Source organism: Citrobacter sp. Igbk 16 (assembly GCF_028069755.1).
Taxonomy (GTDB): domain Bacteria; phylum Pseudomonadota; class Gammaproteobacteria; order Enterobacterales; family Enterobacteriaceae; genus Citrobacter.
The window spans coordinates 125,546-141,971 of record NZ_JANEWJ010000010.1 but is presented as its reverse complement, the minus strand read 5'-3'; the positions used below and the strand labels follow the sequence as shown (position 1 = coordinate 141,971).

Sequence of the window (16,426 nt, the reverse complement as noted above, 5' to 3'; positions counted from 1 at the left end):
GTTTTATTAGTAGAATTCTGAATATGATCAATTACACATTCATCTTTCTTAGTTGCAAAGAACGTATGAATACGCTTTACGCTCTTAGATGGTTTATGTACCCGATATACCTTATTGAACACAACGGATGAAAAATCACTTGGCTGGACTGTTCCAGACATTAGAATTACACTTTTGAAACAACCAAACATTGAAATAAGACGGTTGATTGTCCTAGCCTTATAACCATAATCAGCGAATAAACCATGACATTCATCAATGACTAAAGTCATATCCTTATACATAGTTTTATCTTTTGATTTGATTATAGATTCAATTTGGTTCCACGTTGCAATCCCAGTACCGTTAGTTTTATTATCACCATCGAAGGAAAGAACAATACTCGTGAGTGGTGCTAGGAATAAGTAACCATCTTTTACACCTTCACTTTTCACTTCTACTTCTGGTTCTGGTTCTGGTTTATTCACAAAATCAAACATACCGCTACCATTCGGGGCATTGCTATCCTTCATGAATTGTGTAGATTTACCAGTCCCAACATCTGATATTAGAAGGTTAACACCTGTTGAAAAATCCATAGCATTGAAAATATCACTTAGATACTCCCCATCCCCTAGTATCCATTCACCATCATATACTGATACTTCTTGTGGCTGTTCTGTATGATGCGTTGAACGAACGATACGACGCTCGATAGCAGGTATACGTGTTCCCTTTGCTACGTGCTTGTAAAGTCCTTCTACGTGTGCATACTGACCATTTGCCCCAGCTACGATATCTTCGTTACTGCGTGAATATCCCGGACGGCTTACTTGATTTAGGATCTGAACAATAGAAAAATCATCCATACCGATATGTTTTAGGCGTTGTGCTAGCAAACGACGTTCTTCATATTCTAATTGGCCTGATTGATGATCAATGATTGCCTTAGCTAGTTCTAGAAATTCTTCATCTGTAAATTGTGCTTCATCAAAAACTACATTCTTTACGATTGATTCAATACTTTGATTTTCAACATAAGGTAGATCATTTGGGTTCTTATAATCAAACCAATCACCCTTATTATGATATACAACAAAACTACTGGAATATACCGTGTTGTAAACTGGTAGGTATTGAATCTGAATACCTTTTTTGAATGACTGATCTGAATATGGAAAACGTTCTGTTAGTGAAGTATTATAATTCTTCCATTCTGTAGCCTTCATTGGTTCATTCAATGGTAAAACTACACGAAAACGATCACCAGATTTAAGACCAGTCCCACCACTTGAATAAATGATGTGTTCGTATGCCTGTAGATCCTTACGAACATCTGCATACGTTGCACCATCATCAATATCTAGAACAATCGCATAGAATGCTATAACGTTATCTGCGGTTCGTGGCATGTTAGGTTTCATTTCTGCCATTACGATAGCATCAAATTGTTCCTTAGCCGTATCATATTCTGTTTTTGTGTTGGCGGTAAAACTACGCCATTGTGATTTATCCGTGAATAAATCTACTATATCTGTCCATTCCCCGATTAGGTGACTTACACCCTTTTCTTTACTACTGAAACGGTTTTTATAGTGTGTATATTTCATATTATTTCCTTATATAGATTGTGGCATCCTGCCTGTTTGATATTTAGTAGTCTTTATTGCTTTTTAGTAGTAATTTGAGTAGTTCCAAATCGACCTTCCCAATCATCGATTGTTCACCTGCTAGTTTTACTGCATCCCTGAAATTCTTCCAGAACTTAACGCCGATGATTACGCCAGTTAGCATTACTTCATCTTCATAATAGAAGTCACATACTATTGTGGGGTGATTATCATTCATTACATCTTCTACTACATGGATATCCTTGAATGTGAAATTACCTAGTTTTAACATCTTACTTACTCCCTAAAATCATATGTTGTGAAATTAGATATTGAATCGCCGCCGACCGAGTTTTAGCAACACCATCTGTTACTAGCTTATCAAGTGCGTCTATTTGGTCTTGGCTAATTTTTGCTGCTACTGTTATTGATTTAGTTGATTTCATTTTGTTTACCTTTTTGTTGTTCCTCGAAGTATAAAGATACCCCATAAAGGGGTTATCTTAATTAAAGAGGAGAATTATATAAAAATTACAAACTTATTTATCATTTCCGAACGGAAACGGGGTGAAATGCGTTTGATTATACGTATATTATATCACACGTTTGGTCATTTGTCCCAAGTTTTTGCTTGACTTTTTGTAAATTGTTGTTTTCTAAAGAGATTTATTATCTCTGCAATGGTGCATAGTCCTAGCCAGATTAAACAACCTATGAAAAGGTATTCGATTAATCCCGTAACCATAACTATGAAGCCTAGAATGAATAGTATTAGTGTTTTCATGTAGTTCTCCTGTTCATGTATAGTTATTTATCAACTACATGAAAAAAGAGCCTCAAATGAAAAAAATCCCCCAAAGCGGGGGATCGTGTACCAAAGTTTCGATAGGGGGTACTAAATTGTTATGAGAGGGGCGTAATTACCCCGTCCAAACATGATACAGGTATCACTACGTTCTGTCAAATAAAAAAAATACCCCATTTGCGACATCACGAAATGGGGTATGAATACTTGGGTAATTCCTGTTATGGGATGATTATATACTTAAGCTAAACTTTTAGCTACTGCTTTAGATACTACATTCTCCCAATACTCTAGTGCCTCTGCATCTGGATTGCCTTTGAGGTTCCCATCAGTATCTAAACTACTTACAGATCTGAGGGTAGTAGTTAATTGATTAGCCCCACCTTTACCCATACGTTGTATATCAACATCAATTATTACTAAGTGGGATAATACTTCCGTCCAATACTTAATAGTACAGAAGATTGTATACTTAGATTTAGATACATCTGCCCTCACTATATCCATACGCTGTATTAACTTCTTCATACGGTTGTTTAGTTCAATACGATAGTTGATATCCATATCTAACTTAGTATCATCAAAATCAATCTTGATATCTTTTGGGGCATCAACTGATTTTAATCTAATGGTTAGTTCTTCCTGCTCACGGTTCATCACTTCCAGTTCATCCAAGATTGCAAACTTTTCATGCCTACTCGCTTTATTCAAACGTTCACGAAACGCCGCAATATCCCTTTCATTTTGAATCCACTGATCACGCAGGGTAACAACACTAGATTCTTCCCGTCCATATACTTCACTAAAATCAAGTCCCACGATTGCATTTAATAGGGGGCGTTCTAACGCATTGTAAGCGATGCTACGAGCTTCACAGGTTTTATCTGTACGTTTGCCTAAACATACCGTAAAAAGTCCCCCATGGCTGTTACGCTTCGTTATTATGGCCTGTTGGCATAGGGGGCAACGTGACATTCCCGAAAATACATTAAGCATATTCTTTTGATGAGTATTGCCCTTCGGTGCTGAGGATATTTTCATAGCCTGAACACGTTCATAGAGTTCCTTATCAACGATTGGTGGATAACGGGCATCATCTGCTACCCGCTTATCACTTAATGCACGTAGAACGGTAACAAGTGTCCACGGTTTACCATTATCTGTACGTTCATATGTTCTAACTATCTGTGCTGCACCAATGCCATTTACATAATCGTTATACATACGCTGTATCGCCTTTGCCGTTGAATTAGTACGGTATTGTTTAATACCATCGATTTCTACAACATCGAACCATCTAGGACGTACCTTAGAGACATTACCGAATCTATTTTCATGTGACTTTTTCATCATCACTGATTTACGTTTAGACTCACCATTAGCCCTATTAATCTGCATAGTAAGAACGGTAATACTTTCCGGTATGTAACGTGAATATGTCATACCCGTTTCTATTTCTAGAATGGTAGTTCCACGGTTAATTAAACCAGAAATGATCTCAACCGCCTGAAAAGGGTCTAATCTGGTCAAACGATCTAGATTTTCCGCAATTAGTACCGAATCTGGTAATACACCATCCATTACCATTTTTCGATACTTCCCTAGCTCTGTGTTAGGCTTCCAGTTCTTCCCTCTAAAGGCACTCTTACCCTCTGATACCATCTGTGTGATGTTCTCTGTGTCGAGCGTAAAAGGCAGTCTGTGATCTAGAGTAATGTACTGTAGAAACTGGTTTATTGTGTTCACCTGACGCTGTATCCCAAAACCATCTACCTGATTCATAGTAGATATACGTGCATAACTCCATACTGGTACTAACATGCTGTTTCCTCATTGCTTTAGCGTGGTGTACATACTAACACAACTGTTCGCTACTGCTAATGGGACCGCAATGGCATCAGCGCGCCGATCGCGAAAACAGCCTGCTGGGACACAGCGGTTGCCGCGTGGGCGGTAACGATCTGGATATTGCGTTGGCCTTTAAACATCTGATGCCACTGCTGGGTATGGGCGGCGAAACGGAAAAAGGCATCGCATTGCCGATTTTGCCCTGGTGGAACGCGGTCGCGATCAATGATGTTCCGGCACAAAGTGATTTCTACAGCACCGCCAACGGACGTTTACTCAACGATCTGATCCGCGATGCACGTGAAGCAGACAAAGTGGCGCTGCTGCTTAAAGTCTGGCGTGAACGCCTGAGTTATCGCCTGGTACGCAGCGCAGAAGAGAGCAAAATTGCGCTTTCTGACCAGACAAACGTTACCGCGGCACTGCCATTTATCAGCGATACGCTGGCCACCGCTATCAGCCAGCAAGGACTGGAAGCGGCGTTAAATCAACCGCTGGCACGTATTCTTGAGCAGGTTCAGTTAGCGCTGGATAACGCGCAGGAAAAACCAGATGTCATTTATCTGACCGGCGGTAGCGCCCGTTCACCGCTGATCAAAAAAGCCCTTGCTGAACAGCTTCCGGGGATCCCTATCGCCGGTGGCGATGACTTTGGCTCTGTCACCGCAGGGCTGGCTCGCTGGGCGGAAGTGGTTTTCCGCTAAGTCGCTCGCAGGCTGAAAAGCGTGCGTATTGACATCATCGTTACTGTGGATTACTTTCAGGAGTGAGGGTTAGGGAGGTTTTACCCTCCCCCTGGTGTCTTAGTAAGCCGCGAAGCTAATGACTAAGAGTATCACCAGTATGATGACCTGCTTCATCATAACCCTTTCCTTTTTTTGGCCCCTTCCTCGGGAGGGGTTTTCCCGTTCCAGCGTCCCGCTGAAATCTCTGGCTTACCTCCTTATTGCCTTGACCACACTCTGACACACTATTTCGCATTGGCGATTTTCGCTGCTGATTGTTGCGTAATGCCTCGCAAAGCCGCGCCGTCATTCAGACGAATCCCGACAGTGTTTCATAATTCCTCCATTTTTCTCCCTTGTTCACTGGCTAAACTAGTATCATTCCGCGAAACGTTTCAGGATGAGAAACTCATAACAATGAAAGGCCGTAACAAATCCCGCTGGGTGATAGTAATCGTGATCGTCGTGGCCGCCATCGCCGCCTTCTGGTTCTGGCAAAGTCGCAGCGAACCTCAGGGAACAGCCCCCGGCGCGACCCGTCAGACACAACCCGCTCCGGCAACGGGACGGCGAGGAATGCGTTCCGGTCCGTTGGCTCCGGTTCAGGCGGCTACGGCAGTCGAACAAGCGGTTCCACGCTATCTGACCGGGCTGGGTACCATTACTGCCGCGAACACCGCGACGGTACGCAGTCGCGTGGACGGCCAACTCATCGCCATACACTTTCAGGAAGGGCAACAGGTGAAAGCCGGCGATCTGCTGGCCGAGATCGACCCGAGCCAGTTTAACGTTGCGTTGGCTCAGGCGCAGGGACAGCTAGCGAAAGATAAAGCCACGCTAGCCAATGCTCGTCGCGACCTCGCCCGCTATCAGCAATTGGTCAAAACGAATCTGGTCTCTCGTCAGGAACTGGATGCACAACAGGCGCTGGTCAACGAAACACAAGGGACGATAAAAGCCGATGAAGCCAGCGTCGCCAGCGCGCAATTACAACTCGACTGGAGCCGGATAACGGCTCCTGTTGATGGTCGGGTGGGCCTGAAGCTTGTGGATGTGGGTAACCAGATATCCAGCAGCGATACCACCGGGATTGTCGTCATTACACAAACCCATCCTATTGATCTGGTTTTCACTCTGCCAGAGAACGATATCGCGACCGTAGTACAGGCACAGAAATCGGGGACGCCACTAAAAGTTGAGGCCTGGGACCGTACCAACTCGAAAAAACTGAGCGAAGGTGTGCTGCTGAGCCTCGACAACCAGATTGACGCTACCACCGGCACCATCAAAGCAAAGGCCCGCTTTAACAACCAGGACGATGCCTTGTTCCCGAATCAGTTTGTTAACGCTCGCATGCTCGTCGATACGGAACATAATGCCGTCGTGATCCCGACTGCCGCACTACAAATGGGTAACGAAGGCCACTTTGTCTGGGTACTGAACAACGACAACAAAGTCAGCAAACATCTGGTTAAACCGGGTATTCAGGACAGCCAGAATGTCGTTATCTCCGCCGGGCTATCCGCGGGCGATCGCGTCGTAACCGACGGTATTGATCGTCTGACGGAAGGGGCTAAAGTCGAGGTCGTGGAGGCTCACGCCGCCACTGGCAGCGACGACAAAACCGCACCGCGCGGGTATGGCAAAAAAGGAGCGAGCTCCTGATGCAGGTGTTACCTCCCGGCAATACAGGCGGCCCGTCCCGCCTGTTCATTCTGCGCCCTGTCGCCACCACGTTACTGATGGTCGCGATTTTGCTTGCCGGTATTATCGGCTATCGTTTCCTGCCCATTGCTGCATTACCAGAAGTGGATTACCCCACCATTCAGGTCATAACGCTCTATCCCGGAGCCAGCCCGGATGTCATGACGTCGGCGGTTACCGCTCCGCTTGAACGCCAGTTCGGGCAGATGTCCGGCCTGAAACAAATGTCCTCCCAAAGTTCCGGTGGTGCATCGGTCGTCACGTTGCAGTTTCAACTGACCCTGCCACTGGATGTTGCTGAGCAGGAAGTTCAGGCCGCCATCAATGCCGCCACCAACTTATTACCGAGTGACCTGCCTAACCCACCGGTCTACAGCAAAGTTAATCCAGCGGATCCGCCGATCATGACGTTGGCCGTCACCTCGACCGCCATGCCGATGACGCAGGTGGAAGATATGGTGGAAACCCGCGTCGCACAGAAAATCTCCCAGGTTTCTGGTGTTGGCCTGGTAACACTTTCTGGCGGCCAGCGTCCTGCGGTCCGCGTGAAGCTTAATGCACAGGCGATTGCAGCGCTCGGCCTGACCAGCGAAACCATCCGCACGGCGATTACCGGCGCCAACGTCAATTCCGCCAAAGGGAGTCTTGATGGGCCAACGCGCGCCGTTACACTTTCCGCTAATGACCAGATGCAGTCTGCCGATGAGTATCGCCAGTTAATCGTTGCCTATAAAAATGGTGCACCGGTACGACTGGGTGATGTCGCGACCGTCGAACAAGGTGCAGAAAACAGCTGGCTTGGGGCATGGGCCAACAAACAACAAGCCATCGTGATGAACGTACAGCGTCAACCTGGCGCAAATATTATCTCCACGGCGGACAGTATTCGGCAAATGCTGCCGCAACTGACGGAAAGCCTGCCGAAATCGGTGAAGGTAACTGTACTTTCGGATCGTACGACCAATATTCGCGCTTCCGTTGCCGACACTCAGTTCGAACTGATGCTGGCAATTGCGTTGGTCGTCATGATTATCTACCTGTTTCTACGCAATATTCCTGCCACCATCATTCCTGCGGTTGCCGTTCCGCTATCGCTGATCGGGACCTTCGCGGTAATGGTGTTTCTTGATTTCTCCATCAACAATCTGACATTGATGGCGCTGACCATCGCCACGGGTTTTGTGGTGGATGATGCCATTGTGGTTATCGAGAATATTTCGCGCTATATCGAAAAAGGGGAAAAACCACTGACCGCTGCCCTGAAAGGTGCGGGCGAGATTGGTTTCACCATCATCTCCCTGACGTTTTCATTGATTGCGGTATTGATTCCACTGCTATTCATGGGCGATATCGTCGGGCGCTTGTTCCGTGAATTCGCCGTTACGCTGGCAGTGGCGATTCTGATTTCCGCCGTCGTATCGCTCACCCTTACACCGATGATGTGCGCGCGCATGCTCAGTCAGGCGTCATTGCGTAAGCAAAACCGCTTCTCCCGCGCCTCAGAAAAAATGTTCGATCGGGTGATTGCCGGATACGGCCACTGGCTGGCAAAAGTACTTAACCACCCGTGGTTGACGCTTAGCGTAGCCCTCGGTACGTTGGCCCTGAGTGTCATGCTGTGGGTGTTTATCCCAAAAGGTTTCTTCCCGATTCAGGATAACGGCATTATTCAGGGTACACTGCAGGCTCCGCAATCCAGTTCATTTTCCAGCATGGCCCAGCGTCAACGCCAGGTTTCCGATGTGATCCTTAACGATCCTGCGGTAGAAAGCCTGACGGCCTTCGTGGGTGTTGACGGCACTAACCCCGCGCTGAACAGTGCTCGTCTGCAAATTAATCTTAAACCGTTGGATGAGCGCGACGATCGCGTTCAGAAGGTGATCGCCCGATTGCAGGATGAGGTAGACAGAGTCCCTGGCGTTGACCTTTATCTACAACCCACGCAGGATCTGACGATTGATACCCAGGTCAGCCGAACGCAATACCAGTTTACGTTACAAGCTAACTCTCTTGACGCCCTCAGCACGTGGGTCCCACAGCTACTTGAAAAACTGCAGCAGTTACCACAATTGTCTGATGTTAGCAGCGACTGGCAGGATCAAGGGTTGGTCGCATATGTGAACGTCAATCGTGACAGCGCCAGCCGTTTAGGGATCAGTATGGCGGATGTCGATAACGCCCTGTATAACGCCTTCGGACAGCGTTTGATTTCGACTATCTACACGCAGGCAAACCAGTATCGCGTGGTGTTAGAGCATAACACTGACAGCACACCTGGACTTGCAGCACTGGATACCATTCGTCTGACCAGTAGCGATGGCGGGATCGTACCGCTCAGCGCTATCGCCAGCATTGAGCAGCGTTTTGCCCCGCTATCGATTAACCATCTCGATCAATTCCCGGTGACGACTATCTCGTTCAATGTGCCAGATAACCAGTCGTTAGGCGATGCGGTACAGGCGATTCAGGATGCCGAAAAAACACTTAACCTGCCCGCAAATATCACCACTCAGTTCCAGGGCAGTACGCTGGCCTTCCAGGCTGCTCTGGGCAACACCATCTGGCTGATTGTGGCGGCAGTGGTCGCGATGTATATCGTGCTCGGCGTATTGTACGAAAGCTTTATTCACCCGATTACGATTCTCTCTACACTTCCCACTGCGGGTGTCGGGGCGTTGCTGGCGCTCATGATTGCCGGCAGCGAACTGGACGTGATCGCGATCATCGGCATTATTTTGCTCATCGGGATCGTGAAGAAAAACGCCATCATGATGATCGACTTTGCCCTTGCTGCGGAACGTGAGCAGGGAATGTCGCCCCGCGATGCCATTTTCCAGGCCTGTCTGCTGCGTTTTCGCCCTATCCTGATGACCACGCTGGCAGCACTACTGGGTGCGTTGCCACTGATGCTAAGCACCGGTGTAGGTGCAGAGTTACGCCGTCCATTAGGTATTGGCATGGTTGGCGGTCTGCTGGTAAGCCAGGTCCTGACGTTGTTTACCACGCCCGTCATCTATCTGCTTTTTGACCGTTTATCGCTGTACGTCAGGAACCGCTTCCCACGCCAGGAAGAGGACGCGTAAATGAAATTTTTTGCGCTTTTCATCCATCGCCCGGTCGCGACCATTCTTATTTCGGTGGCGATTACCCTGTGCGGGATTCTTGGCTTTCGCCTGTTGCCAGTGGCCCCCCTGCCGCAGGTTGATTTCCCGGTAATCATGGTCAGTGCATCACTACCGGGAGCATCACCCGAAACAATGGCGTCATCCGTAGCAACCCCACTGGAACGCTCGCTTGGGCGGATCGCGGGCGTAAATGAGATGACATCAAGCAGTTCGCTTGGTAGCACGCGCATTATTCTCGAATTTAAATTTGACCGCGACATCAACGGTGCAGCACGGGACGTACAGGCCGCCATTAACGCAGCGCAAAGCCTGCTGCCCAGCGGGATGCCCAGCCGCCCGACGTATCGGAAGGCCAACCCTTCAGATGCCCCGATCATGATCCTGACGCTAACATCGGACACGTACTCGCAAGGTGAATTATACGATTTCGCCTCGACGCAACTGGCGCAGACCATCGCACAAATCAACGGCGTCGGTGATGTGGATGTCGGAGGAAGCTCTCTTCCCGCCGTGCGTGTGGGGCTTAATCCGCAGGCGCTGTTTAACCAGGGTGTATCGCTGGACGCGGTGCGTAGCGCTATCGATAACGCCAACGTGCGTAAACCACAGGGTGCTATCGAAGATAAAACCCATCGCTGGCAGGTACAAACCAACGATGAGCTAAAAACCGCGGCGGAATATAAGCCAGTTATCATCCACTATAACAACGGTGCAGCTGTGCGACTGGGGGATGTTGCATCTGTCAGTGATTCAGTGCAGGACGTACGCAATGCGGGGATGACCAATGCCAAACCGGCCATTCTGTTGATGATCCGCAAACTGCCGGAAGCCAATATTATTCAGACGGTCGACAGCATTCGCGCCAAACTACCGGAGTTACAAAACCTGGTTCCTGCCGCTATCGATCTACAAATCGCCCAGGATCGTTCACCCACTATCCGCGCCTCGCTGGCTGAAGTAGAACAAACGCTGATTATCTCCGTCGCGTTGGTTATCCTGGTGGTGTTTGTCTTCCTGCGCTCCGGGCGTGCCACCCTGATCCCCGCCGTTGCGGTTCCGGTCTCGCTGATTGGTACGTTTGCCGCGATGTATCTGTGTGGATTTAGCCTCAACAATCTGTCGTTAATGGCCCTAACCATCGCGACGGGTTTTGTCGTCGATGATGCCATTGTGGTACTGGAGAACATTGCACGCCACCTCGAAGCAGGAATGAAACCGTTACAGGCGGCGCTACAGGGCACGCGCGAGGTGGGTTTCACGGTTCTCTCCATGAGCCTGTCGCTGGTGGCGGTGTTTCTGCCACTGCTGTTAATGGGCGGGCTGCCAGGTCGTCTGTTACGCGAGTTTGCCGTCACCCTGTCGGTGGCTATCGGTATTTCACTGCTGGTATCGCTGACGTTGACGCCGATGATGTGTGGCTGGATGCTCAAATCCAGCACGCCACGCGAACAATCGCGTAAGCGGGGATTTGGCCGTGTACTGGTGGCATTACAACAAAGCTACGCCACCTCGCTGAAGTGGGTGCTGCGCCACACACGCATGGTGGGCGTGGTGCTACTCGCAACCATTGCCCTGAACGTCTGGCTCTATATTTCAATCCCCAAAACCTTCTTCCCGGAGCAGGATACTGGCGTGCTCATGGGCGGGATCCAAGCCGATCAGAGCATTTCGTTTCAGGCGATGCGGGGCAAACTGCAGGACTTTATGAAGATCATCCGCGACGATCCTGCGGTGAATAACGTCACCGGATTTACCGGCGGCTCACGCGTCAACAGTGGGATGATGTTTATCACCCTGAAGCCACGTGGAGAACGTCACGAAACAGCGCAACAGGTGATCGACCGCCTGCGTGTGAAGCTTGCCAAAGAACCCGGCGCAAACCTGTTTCTGATGGCGGTGCAGGATATTCGCGTCGGCGGTCGTCAGGCTAATGCCAGCTACCAATACACTCTGTTGTCAGATGACCTCGCCGCACTACGCGAATGGGAACCAAAAATTCGTAAGGCGCTGGCCGCCCTGCCCCAGCTGGCGGACGTCAACTCCGATCAGCAGGACAACGGCGCGGAAATGAATCTGACCTACGATCGTGACATCATGTCACGTCTGGGAATCGACGTTGAAGCTGCCAACAGCCTGCTGAATAACGCCTTTGGTCAGCGACAAATTTCAACCATCTATCAGCCGATGAACCAATACAAAGTGGTGATGGAAGTCGACCCACGCTACACCCAGGATATCAGCGCCCTGGACAAAATGTTCGTCATTAACAGCGATGGCAAAGCAATACCGTTGTCGTACTTTGCCAAATGGCAACCGGCAAATGCGCCGCTATCGGTGAATCACCAGGGGTTGTCTGCCGCCTCAACCGTATCATTTAACCTGCCGACCGGTTCTTCACTCTCTGAAGCAACGGAGGCCATCAACCGAACCATGACCCAGCTTGGGGTACCGTCGACGGTGCGTGGTAGCTTTGCGGGTACCGCGCAGGTATTTCAGGACACCATGAATTCACAGGTGATCCTGATTATCGCCGCCATCGCCACCGTCTATATCGTGCTGGGTATGCTGTATGAAAGCTACGTTCACCCGCTGACTATTCTCTCCACGCTGCCTTCTGCCGGCGTTGGGGCCTTACTGGCGCTGGAGCTGTTCAATGCCCCGTTCAGCCTAATCGCCCTGATAGGGATCATGCTATTAATTGGCATTGTGAAGAAAAACGCCATCATGATGGTCGATTTTGCGCTGGAAGCGCAGAGAAATGGCAAGTTGCAGCCGGAAGAAGCGATTTTCCAGGCCTGCCTGCTGCGTTTTCGCCCAATAATGATGACCACGCTGGCGGCCCTGTTTGGTGCGCTGCCGCTGGTATTATCCGCAGGTGACGGCTCTGAGCTGCGTCAACCATTGGGGATAACCATTGTTGGCGGGCTGGTTGTCAGTCAGCTACTTACGCTGTACACCACTCCGGTGGTCTATCTCTTTTTCGACCGTCTGCGTCTGCGTTTTTCGCGTAAAAACAGCAAACCGGTAGCAGAGTTATGACAGAACTTCCCGACAGCACCCGCTGGCAACTTTGGATTGTGGCATTTGGCTTTTTTATGCAGTCGCTGGATACCACCATCGTCAACACCGCGCTTCCCTCGATGGCCAAAAGCCTCGGGGAAAGTCCACTGCATATGCACATGGTCATTGTGTCGTATGTACTTACCGTCGCCGTAATGCTCCCCGCCAGCGGTTGGCTGGCCGATAAAATCGGTGTGCGCAATATATTCTTCACCGCGATCATTCTGTTTACGCTGGGATCGCTTTTTTGCGCCTGGTCCGGAACGCTGGATGAACTGGTGATGGCTCGCGTGTTACAAGGTGTAGGCGGCGCGATGATGGTGCCCGTCGGCAGGTTGACGGTGATGAAAATCGTCCCACGTGAGCAATACATGGCGGCAATGACATTCGTCACCTTGCCCGGTCAGATTGGCCCTCTTCTGGGCCCGGCATTAGGTGGTATCCTGGTGGAATATGCCTCCTGGCACTGGATATTTCTGATTAACATTCCGGTTGGCATTGTCGGGGCAATAGCGACGCTAATGCTGATGCCCAACTACACCATGCAAACTCGTCGTTTCGATCTTTCTGGATTCATGATGCTGGCTGTCGGCATGGCGGTACTCACGTTAGCGCTCGATGGTAGTAAGGGAACCGGCATTTCCCACATCACGCTGGCAGCACTGGTTATCTGTGGCGTACTGGCGATCCTGCTGTATCTGAAACATGCCCACAACAACCCTCGTGCACTGTTTAGCCTGCATCTTTTTCGTACACACACCTTCTCGTTAGGCCTGTTCGGCAGCTTTGCCGGGCGGATTGGTAGCGGAATGTTACCGTTCATGACCCCAGTTTTCCTGCAGATTGGATTGGGCTTTTCACCATTTCATGCCGGATTGATGATGATCCCGATGGTGCTGGGCAGTATGGGAATGAAACGCATCGTGGTTCAGGTCGTCAACCGGTTTGGCTACCGTCGCGTACTGGTCACCACCACGCTTGCCCTGTCGATGGTCAGCCTGTTGCTGATGAGCACCGCGTTACTCGGTTGGTATTACGCCCTGCCGTTCATACTGTTCTTACAGGGAATGGTCAATTCTACCCGCTTCTCCTCAATGAACACGCTGACGCTAAAAGACCTGCCGGATGAACTCGCAAGCAGCGGCAACAGCCTGCTGTCGATGATCATGCAACTGTCGATGAGTATCGGGGTAACCATCGCCGGTCTGTTGTTAGGCATGTTCGGGCAGCAGCATATCGCCATCGACAGCGCGTCTACGCATACCGTCTTTATGTACACCTGGCTGTGCATTGCGTTTCTTATCGCACTACCTGCCATCATTTTTTCCCGCGTGCCGAACGACACGCAGACCAACGCGGTGATTTCACGGCGCAAAAGGAGCACCTGATGAAGTTCTGGCGGCCCGGTATCACCGGCAAACTCTTTCTGGCTATTTTCGCCACCTGCATTGTGTTGCTGATCAGCATGCACTGGGCCGTCCGTATTAGCTTCGAACGTGGTTTTATTGACTATATCAAGCACGGCAACGAACAGCGGCTGCAAATGCTCAGCGATGCGTTAAGCGAGCAGTACGAGCAGCACGGCAACTGGCGATTCTTACGCAATAACGATCGTTTTGTTTTCCAGATCCTGCGCTCTTTTGAACACGACAATGACGATGATAAACCGGGACCCGGCATGCCGCCGCACGGCTGGCGTACGCAATTTTGGGTGGTCGATCAAAGTGCCCGCGTGCTGGTCGGCCCACGCGGCCCAGTTCCTCGCGACGGCATGCGCCATCCCATACGCGTTAACGGCAGCGAAGTGGGTGCCGTGATCGCCTCGCCCGTAGAACGTTTAACGCGGAATACGGATATCAATTTCGACATGCAGCAAAGACGATCCAGTTGGCTTATCGTGGCGCTCTCCACGATCCTTGCCGCGCTGGCGACGTTTACGCTAGCGCGCAGCCTGCTCGCCCCGGTTAAGCGGTTGGTGGAAGGCACACACAAACTGGCTGCCGGCGATTTTACCACCCGCGTGGTCCCCACCAGTACCGATGAACTGGGCAAACTGGCGCAGGATTTCAACCAGCTCGCCAGTACGCTGGAAAAAAACCAGCAGATGCGCCGGGACTTTATGGCTGATATCTCTCACGAACTGCGCACGCCGCTGGCAGTTTTACGCGGCGAACTCGAAGCTATTCAGGATGGTGTACGTCAGTTCACCCCGGATTCGGTAGCCTCATTGCAGGCCGAAGTGGGTACGCTCACCAAACTGGTAGACGATCTCCACCAGCTTTCTATGTCTGATGAAGGTGCGTTGGCCTACCAGAAAACCTCGCTGGATCTGATCCCTCTGCTGGAAGTGGCGAGCGGCGCGTTTCGCGAACGCTTCGCCAGTCGTGGACTGACGATCCAACTTTCACTCCCGGACAGCATGACGGTCTTTGGCGACAGGGATCGCCTGATGCAACTGTTTAACAACCTACTGGAAAACAGCCTACGCTACACCGACAGCGGGGGCGGTCTGCATATCAGCGCCGAACAGCGCGAGCGGATGGTGTTATTAACCTTCGCCGATTCCGCCCCCGGCGTTAGCGACGAACAGCTACAGAAACTGTTTGAACGTTTTTATCGTACCGAAGGGTCCCGTAACCGGGCCAGCGGAGGGTCCGGGCTGGGGCTGGCGATTTGCGTCAACATTGTCCAGGCGCATAATGGTCTGATCCGCGCCGCCCATTCGCCTTTTGGCGGGGTTAGCATTACAGTAGAGTTACCGCTGGAACGCGACTTACAGAGAGATGTATGACTGAGTTACCCATTGATGAAAACACGCCGCGTATTCTGATCGTGGAAGACGAACCCAAGCTGGGGCAACTGCTCATCGACTACCTGCGTGCGGCAAGCTATGCCCCTACGCTCATCAACCACGGCGATCAGGTGTTGCCTTACGTACGCCAGACGCCACCCGACCTGATCTTGTTAGATCTGATGTTGCCAGGTACCGACGGTCTGACTTTGTGTCGGGAAATTCGTCGTTTCTCTGACGTCCCGATTATGATGGTGACCGCCAAAATCGAAGAGATTGACCGCCTGCTGGGGCTGGAGATCGGTGCAGATGACTACATTTGTAAACCGTACAGCCCGCGGGAAGTCGTCGCACGAGTGAAAACGATCCTGCGCCGTTGTAAACCACAGCGCGAGTTGCAACAGATGGATGCAGAAAGTCCTCTGATCGTCGATGAAGGCCGTTTTCAGGCATCGTGGCGTGGAAAAATGCTCGACCTGACGCCCGCTGAATTTCGCTTACTCAAAACGCTATCGCATGAACCGGGAAAAGTGTTCTCCCGCGAGCAATTGCTCAACCATCTCTACGATGACTACCGCGTCGTTACCGACCGCACCATCGACAGCCATATCAAGAACCTGCGCCGCAAACTGGAATCGCTGGATGCAGAGCAGTCGTTTATCCGCGCGGTCTATGGCGTAGGATATCGCTGGGAAGCCGATGCCTGTCGGATTGCTTAATCTGCCAGACGTCAATCAAGGCCGGGTAAGGCAAAACGCCCACCCGGCACAATAACTTTA

At 50.3% G+C, this 16,426-nt stretch carries 11 protein-coding genes and 1 pseudogene; 7 read left to right on the top strand and 5 right to left on the bottom strand.

What is annotated here, in order from left to right:
• The 4 genes from NNO03_RS09395 to NNO03_RS09380 form a co-directional block, all read right to left on the bottom strand.
• Nucleotides 1-1,589 (bottom strand): hypothetical protein (locus NNO03_RS09395; protein WP_271449365.1); only part of this gene is annotated, 1,589 nt, incomplete at its 3' end.
• Between the two features lie 43 nt (nt 1,590-1,632).
• Nucleotides 1,633-1,881, bottom strand: a complete 249-nt coding sequence (locus tag NNO03_RS09390; RefSeq protein WP_271449364.1) for a hypothetical protein — start codon at nt 1,879-1,881, stop codon at nt 1,633-1,635.
• Nucleotide 1,882: 1 nt separating this feature from the next.
• Nucleotides 1,883-2,035 carry a hypothetical protein gene (locus NNO03_RS09385; RefSeq protein ID WP_271449363.1) on the bottom strand — a complete coding sequence of 51 codons (153 nt, stop codon included), beginning with the start codon at nt 2,033-2,035 and terminating at the stop codon, nt 1,883-1,885.
• A 599-nt stretch (nt 2,036-2,634) separates the two neighbouring features.
• Entirely contained in the window at nt 2,635-4,215 is a 1,581-nt protein-coding gene (locus tag NNO03_RS09380) for a recombinase zinc beta ribbon domain-containing protein (protein ID WP_271449362.1), read from the bottom strand.
• A 41-nt stretch (nt 4,216-4,256) separates the two neighbouring features.
• Here NNO03_RS09380 and yegD point away from each other — a divergent pair.
• Nucleotides 4,257-4,946 (top strand): annotated as a pseudogene (yegD, locus tag NNO03_RS09375) (molecular chaperone); the annotation flags it as partial.
• A 99-nt stretch (nt 4,947-5,045) separates the two neighbouring features.
• On the opposite strand, the gene NNO03_RS09370 reads toward yegD, so the two are convergent.
• Nucleotides 5,046-5,105 (bottom strand): type I toxin-antitoxin system Ibs family toxin, encoded by a 60-nt coding sequence (locus NNO03_RS09370; RefSeq protein WP_100280300.1) that lies wholly within the window; start codon nt 5,103-5,105, stop codon nt 5,046-5,048.
• 279 nt (nt 5,106-5,384) lie between these two features.
• Between NNO03_RS09370 and NNO03_RS09365 the strand changes: the two genes are divergently transcribed.
• Genes NNO03_RS09365 through baeR form a run of 6 tightly spaced genes read left to right on the top strand, consistent with a single transcriptional unit; the run spans nt 5,385 to nt 16,366 of the window.
• Complete coding sequence (locus tag NNO03_RS09365; protein WP_271449361.1) at nt 5,385-6,632, top strand: MdtA/MuxA family multidrug efflux RND transporter periplasmic adaptor subunit; 1,248 nt, start codon at nt 5,385-5,387, stop codon at nt 6,630-6,632.
• Entirely contained in the window at nt 6,632-9,754 is a 3,123-nt protein-coding gene (locus NNO03_RS09360; RefSeq protein ID WP_271449360.1) for an MdtB/MuxB family multidrug efflux RND transporter permease subunit, read from the top strand. The genes NNO03_RS09365 and NNO03_RS09360 overlap by 1 nt, the downstream gene beginning before the upstream one ends.
• Complete coding sequence (mdtC, locus tag NNO03_RS09355; RefSeq protein ID WP_271449359.1) at nt 9,755-12,835, top strand: multidrug efflux RND transporter permease subunit MdtC; 3,081 nt, start codon at nt 9,755-9,757, stop codon at nt 12,833-12,835.
• Nucleotides 12,832-14,244 carry an MFS transporter gene (locus tag NNO03_RS09350; protein WP_271449358.1) on the top strand — a complete coding sequence of 471 codons (1,413 nt, stop codon included), beginning with the start codon at nt 12,832-12,834 and terminating at the stop codon, nt 14,242-14,244. Before mdtC ends, NNO03_RS09350 begins: the two co-directional genes overlap by 4 nt.
• Complete coding sequence (gene baeS, locus NNO03_RS09345) at nt 14,244-15,647, top strand: two-component system sensor histidine kinase BaeS (RefSeq protein WP_137382237.1); 1,404 nt, start codon at nt 14,244-14,246, stop codon at nt 15,645-15,647. Before NNO03_RS09350 ends, baeS begins: the two co-directional genes overlap by 1 nt.
• Nucleotides 15,644-16,366 carry a two-component system response regulator BaeR gene (gene baeR, locus NNO03_RS09340; protein ID WP_137382236.1) on the top strand — a complete coding sequence of 241 codons (723 nt, stop codon included), beginning with the start codon at nt 15,644-15,646 and terminating at the stop codon, nt 16,364-16,366. The genes baeS and baeR overlap by 4 nt, the downstream gene beginning before the upstream one ends.
• Nucleotides 16,367-16,426 lie beyond the last annotated feature (60 nt).

Bases quoted from the DNA above. Each gene is read 5' to 3' on its own strand.
- NNO03_RS09390 (WP_271449364.1), bottom strand. From the start codon at position 1,881: ATGTTAAAACTAGGTAATTTCACATTCAAGGATATCCATGTAGTAGAA.
- NNO03_RS09385 (WP_271449363.1), bottom strand. From the start codon at position 2,035: ATGAAATCAACTAAATCAATAACAGTAGCAGCAAAAATTAGCCAAGAC.
- NNO03_RS09380 (WP_271449362.1), bottom strand. From the start codon at position 4,215: ATGTTAGTACCAGTATGGAGTTATGCACGTATATCTACTATGAATCAG.
- NNO03_RS09365 (WP_271449361.1), top strand. From the start codon at position 5,385: ATGAAAGGCCGTAACAAATCCCGCTGGGTGATAGTAATCGTGATCGTC.
- NNO03_RS09360 (WP_271449360.1), top strand. From the start codon at position 6,632: ATGCAGGTGTTACCTCCCGGCAATACAGGCGGCCCGTCCCGCCTGTTC.
- mdtC (WP_271449359.1), top strand. From the start codon at position 9,755: ATGAAATTTTTTGCGCTTTTCATCCATCGCCCGGTCGCGACCATTCTT.
- NNO03_RS09350 (WP_271449358.1), top strand. From the start codon at position 12,832: ATGACAGAACTTCCCGACAGCACCCGCTGGCAACTTTGGATTGTGGCA.
- baeS (WP_137382237.1), top strand. From the start codon at position 14,244: ATGAAGTTCTGGCGGCCCGGTATCACCGGCAAACTCTTTCTGGCTATT.
- baeR (WP_137382236.1), top strand. From the start codon at position 15,644: ATGACTGAGTTACCCATTGATGAAAACACGCCGCGTATTCTGATCGTG.